The 18087-nt window shown below is 65.1% G+C and carries 19 protein-coding genes; 17 read left to right on the top strand and 2 right to left on the bottom strand.

Annotation, left to right across the window (positions count from 1 at the left end; translation table 11 throughout):
• Nucleotides 1–218 precede the first annotated feature (218 nt).
• A complete protein-coding gene (locus ACIG5A_RS22540; protein ID WP_397242991.1) occupies nucleotides 219–584 on the bottom strand; it encodes a hypothetical protein in 366 nt (121 codons plus the stop codon).
• A gap of 1531 nt (nucleotides 585–2115) precedes the next feature.
• On the opposite strand from ACIG5A_RS22540, the gene ACIG5A_RS22535 reads away from it, so the two are divergent.
• The 15 genes from ACIG5A_RS22535 (at nucleotide 2116) to ACIG5A_RS22465 (ending at nucleotide 13348) form a co-directional block, all read left to right on the top strand.
• On the top strand, nucleotides 2116–3378 hold the full coding sequence (locus tag ACIG5A_RS22535; RefSeq protein WP_397242989.1) for a tyrosine-type recombinase/integrase: 1263 nt from the start codon (nucleotides 2116–2118) through the stop codon (nucleotides 3376–3378).
• A 3-nt stretch (nucleotides 3379–3381) separates the two neighbouring features.
• The gene (locus ACIG5A_RS22530; RefSeq protein WP_397242987.1) at nucleotides 3382–4383 is read left to right on the top strand and encodes a hypothetical protein; all 1002 of its coding nucleotides are present in this window, start codon (nucleotides 3382–3384) and stop codon (nucleotides 4381–4383) included.
• A gap of 120 nt (nucleotides 4384–4503) precedes the next feature.
• Nucleotides 4504–4704, top strand: a complete 201-nt coding sequence (locus tag ACIG5A_RS22525) for a hypothetical protein (protein WP_397242985.1) — start codon at nucleotides 4504–4506, stop codon at nucleotides 4702–4704.
• Nucleotides 4705–4909: 205 nt separating this feature from the next.
• Nucleotides 4910–5572: a hypothetical protein gene (locus ACIG5A_RS22520; protein WP_397242983.1), complete on the top strand. Its 663-nt coding sequence runs from the start codon at nucleotides 4910–4912 to the stop codon at nucleotides 5570–5572.
• A 148-nt stretch (nucleotides 5573–5720) separates the two neighbouring features.
• On the top strand, nucleotides 5721–6404 hold the full coding sequence (locus tag ACIG5A_RS22515; protein WP_397242981.1) for a hypothetical protein: 684 nt from the start codon (nucleotides 5721–5723) through the stop codon (nucleotides 6402–6404).
• A gap of 704 nt (nucleotides 6405–7108) precedes the next feature.
• Nucleotides 7109–7771, top strand: coding sequence for a hypothetical protein (locus tag ACIG5A_RS22510; protein WP_397242979.1), 663 nt, complete (start codon nucleotides 7109–7111; stop codon nucleotides 7769–7771).
• Entirely contained in the window at nucleotides 7768–8142 is a 375-nt protein-coding gene (locus ACIG5A_RS22505; protein WP_397242977.1) for a hypothetical protein, read from the top strand. The genes ACIG5A_RS22510 and ACIG5A_RS22505 overlap by 4 nt, the downstream gene beginning before the upstream one ends.
• On the top strand, nucleotides 8142–9098 hold the full coding sequence (locus ACIG5A_RS22500) for a hypothetical protein (RefSeq protein WP_397242975.1): 957 nt from the start codon (nucleotides 8142–8144) through the stop codon (nucleotides 9096–9098). The genes ACIG5A_RS22505 and ACIG5A_RS22500 overlap by 1 nt, the downstream gene beginning before the upstream one ends.
• On the top strand, nucleotides 9095–9526 hold the full coding sequence (locus tag ACIG5A_RS22495; RefSeq protein WP_397242971.1) for a hypothetical protein: 432 nt from the start codon (nucleotides 9095–9097) through the stop codon (nucleotides 9524–9526). The genes ACIG5A_RS22500 and ACIG5A_RS22495 overlap by 4 nt, the downstream gene beginning before the upstream one ends.
• A gap of 68 nt (nucleotides 9527–9594) precedes the next feature.
• Complete coding sequence (locus tag ACIG5A_RS22490; protein WP_397242969.1) at nucleotides 9595–10014, top strand: hypothetical protein; 420 nt, start codon at nucleotides 9595–9597, stop codon at nucleotides 10012–10014.
• Nucleotides 10015–10179: 165 nt separating this feature from the next.
• Nucleotides 10180–11175 carry a hypothetical protein gene (locus ACIG5A_RS22485; protein WP_397242967.1) on the top strand — a complete coding sequence of 332 codons (996 nt, stop codon included), beginning with the start codon at nucleotides 10180–10182 and terminating at the stop codon, nucleotides 11173–11175.
• Between the two features lie 439 nt (nucleotides 11176–11614).
• Nucleotides 11615–12232, top strand: coding sequence for a hypothetical protein (locus ACIG5A_RS22480; RefSeq protein ID WP_397242965.1), 618 nt, complete (start codon nucleotides 11615–11617; stop codon nucleotides 12230–12232).
• A gap of 68 nt (nucleotides 12233–12300) precedes the next feature.
• On the top strand, nucleotides 12301–12660 hold the full coding sequence (locus ACIG5A_RS22475; RefSeq protein WP_397242963.1) for a hypothetical protein: 360 nt from the start codon (nucleotides 12301–12303) through the stop codon (nucleotides 12658–12660).
• On the top strand, nucleotides 12657–12851 hold the full coding sequence (locus ACIG5A_RS22470) for a hypothetical protein (protein ID WP_397242961.1): 195 nt from the start codon (nucleotides 12657–12659) through the stop codon (nucleotides 12849–12851). The genes ACIG5A_RS22475 and ACIG5A_RS22470 overlap by 4 nt, the downstream gene beginning before the upstream one ends.
• A complete protein-coding gene (locus ACIG5A_RS22465; protein ID WP_397242959.1) occupies nucleotides 12848–13348 on the top strand; it encodes a hypothetical protein in 501 nt (166 codons plus the stop codon). The genes ACIG5A_RS22470 and ACIG5A_RS22465 overlap by 4 nt, the downstream gene beginning before the upstream one ends.
• A 114-nt stretch (nucleotides 13349–13462) precedes the next feature.
• On the opposite strand, the gene ACIG5A_RS22460 is transcribed toward ACIG5A_RS22465, so the two are convergent.
• Complete coding sequence (locus tag ACIG5A_RS22460) at nucleotides 13463–14584, bottom strand: hypothetical protein (RefSeq protein ID WP_397242957.1); 1122 nt, start codon at nucleotides 14582–14584, stop codon at nucleotides 13463–13465.
• Nucleotides 14585–16442: 1858 nt separating this feature from the next.
• Between ACIG5A_RS22460 and ACIG5A_RS22455 the strand changes: the two genes are divergently transcribed.
• A complete protein-coding gene (locus tag ACIG5A_RS22455) occupies nucleotides 16443–16799 on the top strand; it encodes a hypothetical protein (protein ID WP_397242955.1) in 357 nt (118 codons plus the stop codon).
• Between the two features lie 779 nt (nucleotides 16800–17578).
• Nucleotides 17579–17809, top strand: coding sequence for a hypothetical protein (locus ACIG5A_RS22450; protein ID WP_397242953.1), 231 nt, complete (start codon nucleotides 17579–17581; stop codon nucleotides 17807–17809).
• The last annotated feature ends 278 nt before the right edge of the window (nucleotides 17810–18087 follow it).

Raw genomic sequence — 18087 nt, 5'->3', positions numbered from 1 at the left:
GCCGCATTGCCCGCATCGGTGCGGGCGCGCACGCCGAGCTGCGGTATTCATGCCGCTCGGCGAGCCGCGCGTCGGGGACCCTTCGACGATTGCCAGAAGAGATGGGAGGACTTGCGGTACTGCTGCCAGCGGTAGTCACAGTCAGCACCGCATGGAAAGGGGGAAACGGGCAGGCCGTCCGCCTGGGTTCTCTGCTGTCCGGCAGAGTCTGCGCGCGTTCAGGCGATTGCGATCAGCGCGCCCGGGTCCCCGGCTGCGCGAGTGATATTGGCGGTCAACCGGATTCGTGATCCGGTGAGAACGCCGGTGTAGGCGGTGCGGCCCTCTCGCCGTTCCTTGGCTGTGGTGGCTTCGGCCATGCCCACCGCATCGGCCCACACGAGCAACGCGGCTTCGGCGCGGCTGCCCGCCTCGGCGTCCACCATGCCGATGAACTCCGGGGTCACACCGTCCTCGGTTCCCACGCCATAGCAGTTCCACATCCACATCACCCCCGGCAGGCGGTGGCCGACCATCTCGGCGGCCGCCGTGTTGACCGCCTCGGTGATGGCGGAGTACGCCGCCAATGTCAACGCATCGTTCATGCAGTTCAGCCTGACAGCACCCATCGACCCAAAGCACCAAGAGCATGTGGCGTGTCGCAACGCTAGAACGCGCGGCAGTCCCCCGCCTCTCCATGCTTCCTCCCACCGAGCTGGTTCCACTGACGGAACCGATTCGCCGTGCGCACCGAGCGATCTACCCCGGTCCGCATGGCGATCGGCCGAGCGCCGCCGCTGTTCGTTCGAGGGTCAGTCGAGGGACGTCAGTCGCGGACGACATCTCGATGACAGTCGAACTCAAGAACGGTCCGGGACGACTTTGGGGTCCGTGAGGCGAAGTTCGACACACCGTGCGCAATCGACGCCGGAGCGAGCTCGGGGATAACGGGTTTCTGCCCAACTTGCGTCTGTCGTGGTGCTAGGAGCGCCACACAGTGTCTCGCCCATGGGGTCTCGGTAGGTTTCCGCGAACTGGACGCGATGGCGGTGGCTGTAGGTGCCGTTGCCGAAGTTCTTTCCGGCGCGCTTGCGGATGTGCGCGCTGCGGCTCGGGTCGGTTGTCATATCGCTGATTGCCTCTTGTCGAAGTGGGCGGCGACGTCAGATCGTCGCCGACGAGCAACCTCGGAATGACTGGCCGCGGCTACAGCTCCGACACCGACGCCGATCTGCGCTATGCGCGCACCCTCGACGATTGCCCGAGCACCGTACCATCCAATCCGGACCGGCGACCGTCCACCGAGCAGGAAGTCCCTGTCTTGCGGAGATCGGGGAGAGCTCGCGGCGCTGGCGCGCGCCGGTCGGCTCCCTTCGAGCTCCGTTTCGACGAACGCGGCGGCCTCACATCGTGACGGAATTGAGCAATGGATGCGCGGACGGAGTGGCTTCGCCGTGCCCTACGCCGAGTAGGCTCAGCGACCGAAGCCCCGCCCGATTCACCGGCCGTCCTCAAGCGGACCGGCATCGCCGGGGTTTCGCCATGAGAGCCCTCGGCCCCGGTAACCACCCAGAAGTTGCTCTTATCGGCGGTTAGCGTTACGGGGCCAGGTCGCCATTCGGCACCATACTGACATCTGCACTGACGAATCCCGTGCGTGCCGCTCCTGCTTCGAAATCCGCAGGTCACCGCGATCCTTCTACTGACATTCGGGTGACGAGGACTGCTGACATTCAGTGACGAATCCGCAGGTCAGTGCACTGACATCGGGATGACGAATCGCACTGAGGCGGGAACTCTCACTTGGCCAGATTCGTCGAGACGTATCAACGCAGGTAGTAGGCGCACTAGAGCTTATTGTGTATACGCCCGGTAAGAGCAATTATCGGGCGCAACCAAGGGTAATACAGAGGTAGATGGCTGTTTTTGATGCTAGGATTTGCGGCATCTGCACTGGATAAGCCGAAGTAGACATGATGTCGCTCGACGAGCTGACCGTCGAGTGGCATCCGCGCGCAAGGAGTCTCATATGAGCTGTCGCGAATTCAGAGGCGCGCCAAGTGCTTCCCTCGAGAGAATCGTCACTGTGACGAAAACGTGTCTGGTGGCAGCGGCGTCACCCTCCAGGCGAGGCCGATGAACATCCGCCGCACCAGCCCCGCCGCCCGCGCGGACGCGCCCGCCGCGCCCTTGCCCGAGGCCAGGCATGCGCGGCGCACCGAGAGCGGAACTGCCCTGCAGCTGGTCTCGGAGACAGCCGCCGCCATCATCGACCCGGACGATGAGGACGCCGCAGCAGTCGCTATCTACCGGCAGAAGGCAGTTTCCGAGAACACTCGCAGCACCTACGCGACCGGATGGCGCCGGTTCGAATCATGGTGCATCCAGAAGAAGCGCACCGCGCTGCCGAGCTCGCCGGACACCGTCGCCCGGTTCGTGGCCTGGCTGGCCCGGCAGGTCGACGACAGCGGCGAGCCAGGGGTGAAGGCCTCGACAATCACCACCTGGTGCGCGGCCATCGGTGCGGTGCACGCCGAGCACGGCTACACCAACCCCGCCGCGGACCCTGCCGTGCGGGAGACGCTGCGAGGTATCCGCAGACACCGGACCGAGGCCGGGGAAACCGAGGACAAGGCCGCGCCGATGATGACGGCCGACCTCGACCGCTTCGTCACCGCCATCGACGACCAGGCCCGCACCTGGCGTCAACAGGTCACCGCCCGCCGTGACATCGCGCTGCTGGTACTCGCATTCGCTGGCGCCCGCCGCCGTATCGAGGCAGTCACGTTGCAGGTCCGCGACCTCACCGTCGAGTCCGACGCCGATGGATATCGGATCCGGATCGCCTTGCGCGGCACCAAAACCCGCCGCGACGCCGTCACCTACTTCATCCTGACCCGCGGTGAAAACCCCAAGCTGTGCCCGTGCTGCGCTCTGCTGCGCTGGCTGACCCTGCTCGCCGACTACGATCACGCGGTCGCATCCACCGGCGCCGACGCCGGAGTCGTCGCCGTGCACAAGCGGCTGACACTCGAGCGCGACCTGGACCCGAACGCCCACTACTGCGACCGCGCGCTACCCCGGTTCCCCACCGTCAAGGTGCCCATATTCCGGGCCCTGGGCCGCGCAGGCGTGCCAGCGCGCCTCGAACCGTTGACCGGGCAAGCGCTCGGCCGGATGGTGCACGCGCGAGCACGCGCCGCCGGCTACAGCCGTGAGCAGTCCGCAGCGTTCCGTGGGCATTCCATGCGAGCCGGTGCCACCACCCAGGCGTTGGACAACGGCGCCAGCTACCGCGAGGTGATGAACATGACCGGCCACCAGCAGATCGACACCGTCCGCAAGTACGACCGCGCGCCGCTGCACCGGGCCAACGCCACCCGCAAGCTGGGGTTGTAGCCGATGCCCGAGACACCGGATCTGTCGGCGCTGTCAGCCGAATACCGCCGACAGTGGCGCGATTTCGCACTCTGGTGCCAAGCCAGCAACCTTCCCGCCCTGCCGACCGGCGCTGACACCGTGCATGCCTATCTCGCCGAGCAGCACGGCGCAGCGGTCAGCAGCCAGCGGGCGCGGGTAGCCGCGATCAACGCTGTCCACCGCCTCGCTGGGCACCCCCTGCCAGGGCGTGCCGAGTCGGTTCGCCGTGCCCTCAACCCGGACAGAACCTCACGACTGAGTCGCGCCCAGCTGCGCGTGCACGAGCTGCTGCCCGACCTCGCTACCACCGGCTGGCCTGGCGGACTGTTCGGCCGCCGCGACGCCGCCATGCTTGTCCTCGCCGCGGCGGGCCTGTCCTTCACCACACTCGCCGACCTGCGACAACGCGAACTACGCGTCGACGACGACGCAGTCACTATCGGAGCCCAACCCTTGCTGGTTCTGCCGGCCACCGGCGATCCACACCGCTGCCCGGTCATCGTGCTGCGCCGCTGGGCAGCAGTCGTCGTGCTCGCACCACACGCCGCAGCGTCATTCCTCCTCGAGCACCACTTGAACAGCGATGATCCCATTTCCACTACAAGGTTGCGGCCCGAGCACGAGGACCTTCCAGTGCTGACTGGATTCGATCATCGTGGCACTCCGCTCGCTCTGCCCGGTCGCCTTGCCCCCCTCAGCGCCGCGCACATCGCCACCCTCGCCGCCGCACATCACGCCGGCCGGGCACCGACACGCAAACGCACCCCACCCCCGACTCCGACAGCAGCACCCACACCGGCACCGCCGCCCGACATCCAGCTCGACCCTGGCTACTACGCCGCGGGAGTCGCAGCCCGCCACCGTGCCCGCGATATCGGCTCCGACCTCGACGAGTTGTTCGACCGGCTCGACCGCGAAGCCACGGCGGCACTCGAACGCAGCAACGCCGCGTTGAACGCTGCCATCGGTCACACATCTGGGTAGTCCTTGCTCCTGTCCTGAGCAATCTCGGCCGGTCGGGTGATCTGGACTTGGATTGCAACAATCTCGAATGGCGCCGTGCAGAGTTCTCGCAAGACAACAAGTTTCGAAAGGGGCAACGTCATGAGTGAACCCGCTGTGGTCCGCAATGCCGACGACTTCACGAATCTGACCGCGGGTGACCGGGTTGCATTCGGCCCGTGGGGGCCGGGCACGGTCCAATGGCACCAGGGAGATTCGGTGATGACCCGATGGGACCGCTCCGGAGACCTGATCGCCGTTCCGAAAAGCTCCCCCCACCTCTCTCGGGTGGAAGCTCGCTGATCACGATCAGCCTCGACGGCGGCGGTGCGCACCAGCACCGGTTGAACTATTCGGAAATTCCGTAGTGTTCGGCGCCGCTCGGCGAACCGCTACTAGCCGTTGCGTGTAAATCGGCGTGGCGGTCGACGACTGCAACATTCCGGGCGAGGTCCGACAGAGTCGCTCCACCACAGAAGTCGCCCTCACCGATCAGGAATCCAAACCCATGACCAGTACGAACGCCGACGCCCAGATCATCCCGGACGCAGCCCAAGACCCGAACGACGACCGAACAGCCCCCATCAGCGCGCACCTCAACCGAATCAGTCAGGACGTAGCGGCGCCACTGGTCACCCTCGAACAGGTCGTTCGGTGGGGCGGTGCCAGGCTCACCCCAGACGAACTCGCGCGGCTGCGCGACCGGATTCCGACCTCGTCGATCCCCGACTCGATCAGCAGCCTCGTCGGCGAAATCGTCGATGACCGCCGTGCGGTGCGTGCCGCGACTTCCACCTCGTTCGTCCCACCGCCCGAACTGCGCGGAAGCCTGTTCGGCGGTCATACGTCTGAACAGGTCAACACGGTTCTGGGACGTATCAGCGACCTCAGCGGGGTCCGGGTGATCTGCGTGTGGGACGACTTCGACGGCGAGTTCTACGGCTACTCCAACTTCTATATCGAGGACGACGAACACGAGCTCATCCGCGAGGTCGGCGGGGACCTGTGGGTGTGGCTCACCGAGCCCTCCAACAGCCCGGATTGCCCCGACACCCCCGGAAGTCCTGCCGACTGGTTCGGCAACCTGACCACGTCCTTCACCGCGGGTGACCTCGCCTACGACGACGGCCTCCACAACTACGCGATCAGTGACCAGCGTTGGGCCGACTGACCGAACCAGTGGCGTGTATATAGGTGATCGAGTCGATTCGATCGTCGGCTCGTCCGACGATTGGTCAGGCACAGCCGCGGTGGACCGTCGGTGACCGGTTGTGGTGGGTCAACAAGTTCACCAAAGACGCGTAGCACTGCGTACGACCTTGCTGCAGAGTGATCGCCGCGCCCACCCAGTTGTTCATGGCTACCGCGCCCACCTGGCCCAGCACGGGCACGAGATCCGGTTGACAGATCGAGGCCACAAGGTTTGCCAGTCCTGGGCCACCGAAGAGGAGCTCGCAATCAAACCCCCGCCGCTGGAGGGGTGTGATTGCGGTCGTCCTGCGAGGAAAGCGGATCTACACCAGAAGGAGCACTTTGTGAGTAGCGAAATCGACACGGCAGCAACGGGCTTTCCACCATTGCCTTCACGGAACGGGAACTGGTGGATCGAAGACATACCCGATTGGAGCTACCAGGCGTCGTGCGCAGCGGGGTTCGGGACCGCACATCTGCGGGCATTCGGTGATCTCGGCACCGACCTGGTGATCGTGTCCGAGCGTGGCGTCGGCGCATCGGTCACCAACAGTGCCGAACACATCTGGGCGGCGGTGGTCGCCGACTTCGGTAACCGTGACGGCGATGTACCGGTGGTGCTGGAGCACTGGCCCGCCGGTCCGGGTGCGACCGAAGCCGAGCACCTCGATCAACTGGTGGTGATCGAGGGCGCGCCGCGTTGGCGCCGAATCTGGCCGGTGCCGGACACGAACCCAGACCATGCAGACAATGTTGCCTGGATGCAGGCCATCGGCCATGCCGTCATCGCAGGGCTCAGCGGCCCGAGCTGACATCTCTCGTGTGACACCAGATTCTCGGGAACCGCGCCTACACACCCTGAGAGCGAACGGCACCTTCGAGCTGGTCACCGTGATCACAACCTGAAAGCGGTAGGTCGACCCCACATACTCACCCGATCCCTCGCCGCCTGAGACATCGACCCCGAATTGATCGCCAGACCACGCGGCCACGGTGACGGCCGTGTCACCCGCATCCTGGTGGTCAATGACAGCGACAACGCCACCGCGCTCGTCGTCACTATCACCTGAACGAAAGAGTCCACCCCGGCACTGGCACAGCTCACCGACCAGAGACCGTGGCTTCGCCGATTGAAACAGTCGGAGAGCGGCGTTGAGAGCATCTGAAATGTCGGCCCTGGGAAGTCGAACGCGCTTCCTCCCCAGGACCTGACTGCCAACACCCAACGCTAGTCGAAGGATCACCCGATGGATGCCTCTGCCATGCGCACTCGACCTGCCGACCCACCTCCCCCTCCGCGGTCAGGATCTGCACGGCGATCGCCGATCGCGAATGGCCATCGGCTCGGTGTTGCGGCCGCAGCGGCCCTGGCCATGCTCTCAATTGTGGTCGGCGCGGCGTTCTCCAAGCCGGAGGATGCGCCCCTGCTCCCCGACGAGCCTTCACAGGTCGGCTGCGGGTGGACCTGGAGGCCCGGTACATGCCTGCTGCGCGCCACCGATCGGATGATCGACCAGTGAGCGTAGTTACCAACTTCCTTCTGTACACGACCCTGGATGAAACGGGTACTCCCGGGTTTCTGGCCGCCGTCGGTGCGTTGCCCGGCGGCGGAGCAGTGCCAGGGCGAATTGACACCCGAGGTCTTCCCGGTCCGAAAGCGTTCGAAGGCGAGCTCTACGCCGTCGCCGGGAACTGCTGGGATATCACCGGGTTGCAGCAGCTGGTCGACGAGACGTTGTGGAGCGATCCGACGCAGGTCGTGGTGGTCTGCTGTACCGAAGACTCTCCCGCTGTCACGTTCCGGCCGCGTCGCGCTATCGACGGCGGGTGTCGCACATTCGCTCGCTTCACTGAGTACAGCGACGACGAGCGCACACTCCGGAATCTGTGGCTGCAGGTCGACGGCAACGAAGCTGCACTCAGTCGGCTCGACGGTTACCTGAAGGACTGCGACGACGACTGCTTCGAGCTGGCCGCCGACCGAATCACCGAGGTCGAGGTCGATCTGCTTGTCAAGTACAGCGAGAAGGACCAACGCAGCCACACGAAGCTGACCGGAAGCCTCATCCTGCCCAACCACTTCGGCACCGACGAACCACACGATTGGTTCGACGACGGCGCTATTGGCGGCTACTTCAAACACAACGCCCAAGCACCTGAAGGAACACAAACCGAATGATCTCTGCAGAATCAGTCGCTCACGGACGCCAGCTGCTGGCTGCGATGAAGACAGAGCCGAGCGAACGAACTCGCGACGACCTCCTGGCGTGGGTAGGACAGCAGCTACCGATCTTGCTCGACTACAACGAAATTTTCGCCGCTCAGCAGAAACTGACAAACACCGACTACGTCGAGTGCCTGGCGAGCGCCGAACACGAGTTCATGAACCACTTCCGTGTCCACCCAAGATATTGGAGCACCGTAAGCGATGCCGAGCGAGAAGAGTGGCGCCACATCGCGCGACGGTGGGTCACAGTCCTCACCGACAGAGACATGCTGCCAGCGACGGCCGCAACCCCTTCGGCACGCTGCGACATGGGCAACCAGTGATGGTCGAGCGCTTGTCGGCCGTTGACCGTATCGCCCAATACCGCCAGGAATACGTCGCGATCGGCGACAACGTGACCGAGCTGTCGGACCTCGAGTTGCTGAATCAGGTCCTCGCGGCCCGCGAAGGTCACTGGCGAGCCACCGAGGACATGGTTCACAAGGTGTGGCGAACTCTTGAACCCGAACGACAGCGTCTCTTCGACGCCGGGTTCACCGCCGCCACCCAAGGACTGAAAGATCGTGCTGACCGCTACGTCCGCGATGCCTTCGCCGAGTGGGCGCGACCGATGTCCGAAGTGCTGGGCCGTATCGCAGTCCTGCCAGACCGGCCGAAACCGATCGTGCTGGCAGCCCTCAAAGGCGCCGCCGATAGGGCCCGCACCTTGCTCTACCGCGGGCTGGACGGTTATCGAGTCGGCGATCCGCGCGCGATGTGGGAGCCCACCGATCACCGTGAGATCGTCATGAACATCGAAACCGTCGTCAGTGTGCTCAAAAACCGCAGGGGTCTCACTGGCGAGGCGGTACTCGACGCGATCACCGTCGTGCTTGAGCAAGGACAGCGCCTGGACGTGTCATTGCTGACCAAGATGGGCACCCCTCCCCCGCATCCAACGCCCACCTTCGTCGGCTCCGCCGATTGGCACAAACGCGGTGATGGTTCGTACTACGAACGCCAACACCCAAGCGAAGCCCGCGTCGTCGCCTACCAGCTGGGTGACCGGTGGAACCTGGCGTTGTGGTCACCGGCCGGACGATTACTCGCTGATGGCAGCACCACTGAAGACCTGGTCGCTGCCCTCGCCGACGAGCTGCTGCGCCACGCACTGCCCTGGTCGGCGCAACCTGTCGGCGCCAGCTACCCATGGCGCCGTTTCGCTGACCTCGCCAAGCACATCCAGGATGCACGCTCAGGCTCTATCAGCGAGGCTCCAAGCACGAAGGCAGGAAATTGAACGTCTACACAACATCCGACGCCACGACGCACTGCGAGAGCTGCGGCGCGCCGTACCTGACCGGCGAACACAGCTTCTGTCCGGCATTTATGGCAGAAAGGGAGCGACGGATAGACGAATGCGCGAACCGCCGCACAGGCCACGCCTGGAATGTCGAAGGTGAAGGAGGCGGGCTCCCGTCTCTCACCTGCTCTGACTGCCGCTGCGGCGGCGACTGGGCCTACCCGGACATCATGGACATGCTCTTCGACACCGAGTACGAGCTCGATGAGCGCACCATCGTGTTCGGAGAAGAACTCCCCGACGAGGAAGCGAGCCGATTCGCAATACCTGTAGCCATTCGGATCGAGGAGGTCCGGTACGTCTCGATGAACAGTATCGGCTACGAGTACGACGTCGTTGTCCATCTCACTCAACGCACAGCCTGACAAGATCGACAGCGAGCTGTCGGATCGGAACTGGAACAGTCGCTGAACGGGTCGGCATCCTCGCTGAAATGGGAAACAATCACGGCGCATGCGTCTACTACGGCTATGACCTCGGCGATCTCTATGACTGGAACGAATTCGAGTCCCTCGCACCGACCTGGTGGGACGAGGCAGACAGCCGCGGGCCCGACTGGGAAGCCGAATTGATCCAGCGATTGGGCGGACAGCCCATGGGCTATAGCCCAGAGAAGGCCGCTCTGCTCGCCGCTGAGCAAGCCGAAGTGGCCAGCTACGGCTGGAACGAGGAACCTCGCTGGTCGATACGGATCAAAGCATCCGTCCAGGCTGTTGACGACTACGGATCAATTCCGCTGAAGCCGCTGCTCGTCGCCCCGGAATGGGATCAACAACTCACCCGTCTGATCACACTGCTCGAATTCCGAGCTCCGGCCAGCCAACCTGGCTGGCACCTGGCCTGCGACGGATAACCCGGATCCCATATCCGGCCAGGCCTTCGGAAAGCGAATCGCTGCCGCACGCCAGCTCCGCAGTTCAATCCGTCCAGACGCCCCCACCAACGGCGAGGCGCTGTCGAACACAGCCGCCGACAACCGGCAGGTCAGCCGCTCCGAAGCGACATCTGAGCTGCAACAATGTCGCTCACCGTGATGGATGGTCGGTGCAGCACAAGGCAATCGAACCTAAGGACCACTGCCGTGAATCCACCAAGAGTTGAAGTCATCGCCATCCGCGACAGCGACGGCCCCACCGACATCACCGTCTACATCAACGGCCAACAGGCCCCCACCGATGAATACGTCATCGACGCCGGAACTGGATGGAACTGGGACGAGTGGCTCGAGCAGCGCGACGCGAACATCGCCATCGCCTCCCCCGGCTGCCTGCCACACCTCATCGACGCCTACGACAACCCACCCAGCGGGCACTACATCGAGGAACGCGACGACACCGACTGGCTCCACGGCATCCCACACGAAATCCTCTACCCGCCCCTAACCCGGCTCGCAGACGACGCCATCGACTGGATCACCCTCGACGTCGACCGCCACAGCAACTCCCACGACGTTGTCCTGAACTACCTGCGCGAGAACCTACGCCCCGGCCACACCCTCATCGCCCACACCCGCGCGTCAGCCAACCCCCGTCAGACCGACGCCTCCCACATGCTGTATGCAGCCGTCGCTGACGCCAGCGGCACCGTCAGCGCCCATGTCATGCAATACCGTCGCCGCCGCGACCACGGTCAGTCCACGATCCACCTCAAACACGAACACGAAACCCACCGACCCGCCGCAACGGACGGAGTCACCGCACGCCTGCTGGCTGCCCTCTCCCCCACCACAAGCGGGCGGGCGCAACTGTGGCGCTGGTCGGCACGCGTAACTCATGAAGCCGCGGTCAGGGCCCGCCAGCGCGCCAAGACCGCTGTCGGAAGCGTCATCCGCCTGCGTCACAGCCACAACTTCGGCCCCAACATCGGCATGGTCGACACAGTCAGAGTCGTCTCACCGCGCAAGTTCCAGATCGTCACCGTCTGCGAGGACGGCCGGTTCACTAACGGTCCGACTGTGACCGCACCGACTCGGTGGGCTCTGGCCGCATTCGACACCATCACACCCACTGCCTGACTGCGTTCGGTCCGTGGGCCTCGTATGGCCCACGGACAACGCTCCCCCACGTCTCCAGACAGTCCGAAACAGTCGGAGAAGCCCCTGCATACGGTCAACCAGAGGCCCAGCAGCACACGCCTGCCAGACCACGCCAAGAACCGAGCAAACGGAAGCAACCCACCATGCCCGACAGCCGATCGGCCACCCCTCACCCCCCGAGCTACCCGCACCCGCCTGCTGCTCTCGACCGCCACCACAGCACCTTCAGCGGACAAACCAAACCCGCGATCAACCCCCACGGCTTTCTCGCCACGCTCGAACGAAGCTACGCCCGATACCTAGAGGTGAACGGGAAACCGCCACCGCAAGACCCGATCTCGCGGCGACCGACATTCATTCCGGACCCACAAGAGCACCGCCCACCGCCATTTCGCACCGTGCGGGCCATCATCACACGGTGGCGGCGATGAGCCCTTCGGTCCTGTACCCCGATACACCCGAAGATCGCGAGTATCAGCGGTTCCACAAAGCAGTCACCGAAGCCATCCACGACCTGGAATGGCAACCATTGTCTGTCCGCCGCGCCATCGCCGATCAAGCCTGGCGGAACCTGCACCCCGACAGCCGCCACCCGGCAGATACACCCGACACCGAGCAGAATCACTTGCCGACCTTCATCTGGCGCGCCCGCCACATCAAGTCCCATCCAGAGTTGGACACACTGCCAATCGGGTCAATCCTTCTGGAGCTTCGGCCGATCCGGCAGCGCCCACAACGTGCGGAGCTATGGATCCGCGCTGAGGACAACCACGACGGCGAACCTCAATGGGCCAGATGCGGCGACACAACAACATTCCCGTCCGAAGAGATTGAATTGCCAGTGGTCGTCCTGTGGTCACCGCAAGGGCACAGCCGCAATCGCCGAACACCTCCAACGAGCCCTACACCAAGGCTGCGAGCGATGGGACGTGCTGATCAGAAAGCTGACGCCGCCCAGGAGGCATACAACGATCGGCTCGCGGACATCGCGAAGACACCCCGTCGGCGAACTCGACCCGAGAACGGTGGGCACTGATGGGTATTCGGGATGACCCAGCGAGCTCGCCCCCTGACACAATCGGCAGGAAAGGCGAGGCCCGCCAAATGAGCGACCTGGAGAAACGTGACGACCTCTGCAGGTCCCGCGGACTGTGCCCAGCGACCGACGACCTGTCCGACATCCACATCCTGCAGGCAGCGACCACTCTATCCGCCGACTACTACCGGTTCCCGCGAGACGGGTCGTGGTGGCGTCTGCTGGAACCGCTACCACGCCCAGTCAGCGAACGAGAGTTGTGTGACGCCCTTGGTGCATCGCCGGAACAAATCGGCGCCACAACCCTCGCACTGATCGAGCGCGAGCTACTGACCGGGTGCGTCTGCTGCGTCTGCGCAGCCAAGCGCCCCGGCTTCTTCCATGTGACCGACGACGGTCGCCAGCTCATCGAAAAGGCACAACCATGACCGAGGAAATCACCGCCAGCGATGCATCTGCGCCGTTGGCGTACCTCATCGCAGCTGAACGCGACAGCGGGCTCAGCTTCCGCAGGGGCTTCTACGGCAGCCTCGCAAAAGCTGACGAAGCGGTCGGCCGCCTCGATAGCCCGCGCGGCGTCCGGTACTTCGCAGCCGAGATTCGGGAGGTGAAGCGGTGACGGAGCGACTTACCGAGATCCGGAACCGCTGGCTCTACCTGCGAGACGTCCCGTTCAAATCGCACTCGGACTTCGTGCGTCTAGGAGAACAAGCATTCGCCGACATGGCGATTCTGCTCGAGCTGTGCGACGCTGCGCGGTATCTCCCACTTGAGGAGATACTCGAAGAGGTCTGGAACGACGGCAACGCGGCCAGGCTCGACGGCACGACGGAACCTGGCCGCCACGTTGGGGAAAAAGACGACGCGGCGACCGACCGCCGGGACCGGGTGATCCGCACGGCGCTCGAAAAGCTCGGTGAGACATCGCAGCCCCCGCTCGGGTATGTCGTCCTCGACAAACGCCCGACCGGCTCAGGTTGGGCTCACACCCTGGCGTCCTCGTTCGCCTGGCCATCCCTGACGGATGCGGATAGGTCGCGACAGGACCTGCAAGAGTCGTCCGGTGTGCCTGCAGATCGTTTGGCTATCGGCGAGATCCGGGAAGTTCATCCGTGACTGATCGAATGCGCCGATCGATTCCACACCCGCAGACGTCACCTGACACGGTCTGATCTTCACAGTCGAGTTATCAGCGTCCGGCCGGAAAGAGTCTTTCCGGCCGGACGCATCTCACTCGATGATCCCCGCACGCGCCGACGCCTTCGGCTGCATGAGCCAATCCTCGAAAGCCAACGCTGTCCCCGACTCAGACCACAGCTGCCGTCGTCGGGTCCACTCCCGATACGACGACCGCAGCGACGGCACCAACAGCTTCTGCGACAACGCGTAACGCACCCCCTCATCGGCAACCTCGATCGGCCGAACCACCATTGGACTGCCCTTCACTGTCCAATCCGGCGCCACACCCGACGGCAGCAAACCGACATCCTGCAGCAGCCCGTCCTCCCACCCGTGCGGGCCGCGGTGACCCTCCAGCTGCATCTGCACATCCGCAGTCACCTGCCACAAAACCTGCGCGAGATGCCCACGATCAAGAGCCTGCTTATAGCCACGCACCACCTGCAGCACCCGCCACCGCTCCTTCAACGTCACCTCCACCTCGACCGCGATCAACCGGCCCTGAACCACCGCGAAAAAGTCCGCCCAATGCAACTCCTCCCCCACCGGGATACCCCACCACCGCATCCGGTCATCCGCATCACGCGACGGACGAACACCAACGCCCACCCCGCCGCCGGCCGCCGCGACGGCAACACCACACAACTCGGCGAACGCTGACGCCCGACGACCATCGTCGATGGCGTGTTCCAGCGCCCGCGACTGCCGCTCCGACACCACCACAATCCGCCGTCGGTGCATCCGCAACGCCGAATCAGCGACCAACAGCCGATGCAACATGCGCCCCTCGCCAGGCGTCATCCCCCGCAACTCCGGATGATGCACTGCCCTCGCCACCGTCAACCCCGCCGCCGTCGGATACACAATCGTGCCCGCCCACCGCAGATTGTCACTGCGCTCCAACAACCCAGCGTGCGCCATGAAAGACACCCGCTCCTTCGCCGTAGCGAACACCCCGCCATAGAAATGCTCCGCCACCTGCCGCAGCGTCAACGCCCCGAACCGCCCCGCGAAATCGAGCACCTGCTCATCAACCTCCGACCGACGCCAGCCATGGTTCCTGGCGGTACCCGAATGCGTGCCCTGGTTCGCCACACGCCGCAGCCGCGCCCGCACCCGCTTCGTCATCTGCACCCGCCCGAACGGCAACTCGCTCCCCGAGAACTCCGGCATCGACCATCCCTTTCCACGATCTACAAGTCCCGCCCGCGGTCCCACCCGCCAGGCGGGACCGCAACACGACACTGACACCCTCCTTCTCCGACCCCAACACTCCCGAAAGTCACACCAGTAACATCCACCGACCGCGCTGACTCACCTTCACTCCCGCGGTCACCCTTCAGGCTCGCCTGGTCGGCCCCGAGGGGGCCTCCCTGGCTGCCTTGCGGGTGACCGCGTGCGTTCGGTGCCGGTGGCACCGGCAGGTCGACTCCCGTCGGCCCTTGTGCGGGCATCAGAACACTCGCTCGCTCGCGTCCTGATGCCCGCGGGGCCGCCGTCCGTCGAGGACCTGCCGGTGCCACCGGTTTCCCGTTCGTCTGGTCGCGTCGTGCGGGTGTGGCTCGGGCCGCCTCCGGCGGGACACCTTGGGTCGCCGGAGGCGTTCGTGTTGCGGGTGTTGGTGCCGTCCGGGGTGGCGCGGCGGCTGGGTGCACCGAAGGTCATCCTGAGGTCAACCCTGCCGATGGCCCGGCAGCGCACATGCGGGGGCGCCCGCGGGTCGGAGCGGAGCGGACCGCAGCGTCAGCACTCGACGGCACCACGACGAGGTCAACCCAGGTCACCCGCAAGGTGAGCTGCCGGATCGCGCCGGAGGCGCACCCAGCCCCCGGCCAACCCGGTGGTCAACCCAGGCCACCCTCCGCCGGCGGTGGCGGCGGACGATCGATCAGCCGCGGGTCCTCGGCCCCTCGGGCCGACCTGCGGCGACCGGACACCCAACCCACCGTCACCGCCACAGCACCGCCTGTCGGGGCATCCGAGGCCCCCTGGGGGCCTCGGATGCCCCGACAGGCTCAACAACCGCAACGACTGCACGACGCACCCCACGACAACGTCAACCCAAGGTCACCTCAACGCCAACCCTCGAGCCATCCGCAACAGCAACGACGAGAGGGGGTTGTTTGTTTGGGCGCGCGCGGCGCGGAGTGCGGTGGTGGTGGGTGGCGCGGCCGCGGTGTATATGTGTGGTGGACGTATACATCGGTGGTGGGAGGCTGTCCGGATGGTTGTGGTTTCGGAGCATGCAGCGGAGCAGGCGGCGGCTCGGGAGGTGTTGCGGTGGGCGTTTGCGCGGGAGGTGGAGCTGCGGTCGCGGCTGGAGGAGGCTGTGGCGGCGACGGGGGCGGGCGTGGATGGTGCGTGGAGGGCGAAGGTGCCCTGGGGGCAGATCCGAGCTGATTTGGGTGGGGTGAATCGGGCGGCGGCGAACGCGCGCTGGCGGGCGGCGCGGAGGCGTGCGGCTGCCGGCGACGCCGGTTCGGGTGAGGCGGTGGATCCGGTGCTGTCCGGGTTAGCGCGGCGGTGGGGTGGGATGCGGTCGTTGCGGGAGTTGCAGGCGTTGGAGGTGGCGGCTGAGGCGGGTGCTGAGGTCGCGAGTGCGCGGGAGCGAGAGACGGCCGCGGGCGAGCTCAGTCGTCGAGGGTATGAGGTCGACGGTCTGGCGGAACAGGTGCGCCGTGATGCCGCCGAGGCGGGGCGAGTGGCGATGGTTCGAGCAGCGCGTGACCGTGAGGTCGGGATGCTGGAAGCGTGGTCGGTCGTGTCACAGGCTGCGGCTGAGTTCCAGCCGATGTGGCGTCGCGAACCAGGTTCTGTGTCGAGTGGTTGATCGGTGATGGGTGGGTTCGTCACTGCTGTCCGCCGCGATATGAGCGGATGATGCGGCACCTGGCGTTGCTTGCGTGTGCGAATGAATGATCCGGTGGGGCCAGGAGGTGGTGGGACCGCTCGGCGGGCGGGTTGAAACACACGCCTTGTCGGCTCCCTAACTTCGATCTCGTCAACTGCCGAGCAGCATCTGGAGGATCGAATGACCGGCGAAGTAGCCCCCGTCACTGTCGAGATCACTGTCGCGATCACCGCGCACGGGGTCGGCAAGGCTTCCCAGCGCAAGCAGATGGCGGCGGTAGTCGCTGCGGTGAGGGCGGCGGTCGCAGACCGAGATGCCGTGGAGGCTGACGTGATGGAGCGGAGCCGTCTGAATAGGGAGGCGATCGTGCTCAACCACGCGGTTGTCTTCGACGGTCGCAAATACTTGGAGCAGCGGCGTCGGCTGATCTCCGCGCAGGATCGTCTGGACATGATTGTTCCGATCGCGAAGTTGGTGCTCGGCCCCGACGCTGTGAATGCTCTGGTGGGTGGCGGCTTCGTCGTGGTGAGCGACTGAGCGACGAATAGGGACTGCTCCGGGTGCTCTGCCCTCAGCTGGCGGGGCACCCGGGGTTGCGTCGCTACGGCGGGCTGGCTTGGCCGGAGTGTGAACTGTCCGCGTGCGTGCTGCGGCGGCTAGTTCCCTGGGACTGACGGTGGACTGGGCCTGATGTCAGCACGATTAGCCTGCTGTCGTGCTCGGTGCGGCAGTCTTGGACTGAAACAGTGTTTTGCTGGGCCGATAGCGTTGTGGTCAGTCGGATCGCAGCGATGATCCGGCTCCCCGTGGGCGGGGGGCGCCCCACCGAATCTGTATACGCGGAGTCTCCGTAGCCAGAGTTGCAGATTCGGTGGACTGGATTCGGTTTCCAGGCGGGGGCGGTGAGCCGGGCCCGCGTTTCTCAGGTGGCCCCTGAGGGGCGTGTTGTGGCTGTCGGTCGGCCGTGCAGTTGGGTTAGCCACCCGCTGTGCGGTGTCACGTCTCGCGAGAGGTGTGAGCCCGCCGGCTACAACCCAACGAGGCGGTAGCCGGCGGTGACCTCGTTGCCCCGTCGAGCGCGGGTTGTCCGCTCAGGAACGTCGATCTGGTGGCACGTCTGCCTCGTTGGCCGCTGTCGGTCTCCAGGCAAAGTCGTCACCAGGGTTGAGGGTGCAGTTGAGGCCCGCTGTCCAGATCTGTTCGCGAGAGACGGGCGGTGTCGAGGTGGGGCGGATTCGCGATCGAAACACCGAGGTTGGTGGCGGTGCAGCGTTGGTCCCACACCGGATTGGCCGCGCTGATGAGAGGACCGCACGATGACCGCCCCTGAGAACACCACCGTGAACGTCGAGGTTTCGACCTACAGCACCGAGAACGTTATGACACCTCGGACAGTGGATGGCGCTACGGCCATGGCAGAGATCGCCCAGCTTGCGATGCGGCATGACGTGGAGATTCGCTACGACGTCGCGAATGCCTGGTTCGAGTACGTCGTGCGCGTCTTCGACGAGGTCCACATCTACAGCTGCAAGGACCCTAGGGATTGACGAAGTTGAGCCACGAGATCGCGAATCTCGTGGCTCAACACGGTTCCTGACTGGGTTGAGGTCGGCTTGACGGAGGATGCGCCAACAGCGCGTTCGCGACAGCCTCAACCTGACGCCGAGACCGTGTGCCGTAGCTCCCTGAGATCGGTGTCCCGGCGGCGGGGCGGCGGGGAATCGTTTGCTCGGTGCTGGGGCGCTGTGGGGCATGCTGGACCGCTTTTCGGATGCCTCTGCGAGAGCTCCGATGCGCGTGGCAAGCAGCGGGGTACCGATCCCGT

This window comes from Nocardia sp. NPDC052566, assembly GCF_044547285.1.
Lineage (GTDB): Bacteria > Actinomycetota > Actinomycetes > Mycobacteriales > Mycobacteriaceae > Nocardia.
The sequence above is the reverse complement of the archived record's forward strand: the minus strand, read 5'-3'. Positions and strand labels throughout refer to the sequence as shown.

Coding starts and splice junctions, on each gene's coding strand:
- ACIG5A_RS22530 (WP_397242987.1), top strand. CDS start 3,382: ATGCCCGAGACACCGGATCTGTCGGCGCTGTCAGCCGAATACCGCCGA.
- ACIG5A_RS22455 (WP_397242955.1), top strand. CDS start 16,443: ATGACCGGCGAAGTAGCCCCCGTCACTGTCGAGATCACTGTCGCGATC.
- ACIG5A_RS22535 (WP_397242989.1), top strand. CDS start 2,116: ATGAACATCCGCCGCACCAGCCCCGCCGCCCGCGCGGACGCGCCCGCC.
- ACIG5A_RS22475 (WP_397242963.1), top strand. CDS start 12,301: ATGAGCGACCTGGAGAAACGTGACGACCTCTGCAGGTCCCGCGGACTG.
- ACIG5A_RS22490 (WP_397242969.1), top strand. CDS start 9,595: ATGGGAAACAATCACGGCGCATGCGTCTACTACGGCTATGACCTCGGC.
- ACIG5A_RS22485 (WP_397242967.1), top strand. CDS start 10,180: ATGTCGCTCACCGTGATGGATGGTCGGTGCAGCACAAGGCAATCGAAC.
- ACIG5A_RS22500 (WP_397242975.1), top strand. CDS start 8,142: ATGGTCGAGCGCTTGTCGGCCGTTGACCGTATCGCCCAATACCGCCAG.
- ACIG5A_RS22520 (WP_397242983.1), top strand. CDS start 4,910: ATGACCAGTACGAACGCCGACGCCCAGATCATCCCGGACGCAGCCCAA.
- ACIG5A_RS22460 (WP_397242957.1), bottom strand. CDS start 14,584: ATGCCGGAGTTCTCGGGGAGCGAGTTGCCGTTCGGGCGGGTGCAGATG.
- ACIG5A_RS22505 (WP_397242977.1), top strand. CDS start 7,768: ATGATCTCTGCAGAATCAGTCGCTCACGGACGCCAGCTGCTGGCTGCG.
- ACIG5A_RS22450 (WP_397242953.1), top strand. CDS start 17,579: ATGACCGCCCCTGAGAACACCACCGTGAACGTCGAGGTTTCGACCTAC.
- ACIG5A_RS22525 (WP_397242985.1), top strand. CDS start 4,504: ATGAGTGAACCCGCTGTGGTCCGCAATGCCGACGACTTCACGAATCTG.
- ACIG5A_RS22540 (WP_397242991.1), bottom strand. CDS start 584: ATGAACGATGCGTTGACATTGGCGGCGTACTCCGCCATCACCGAGGCG.
- ACIG5A_RS22470 (WP_397242961.1), top strand. CDS start 12,657: ATGACCGAGGAAATCACCGCCAGCGATGCATCTGCGCCGTTGGCGTAC.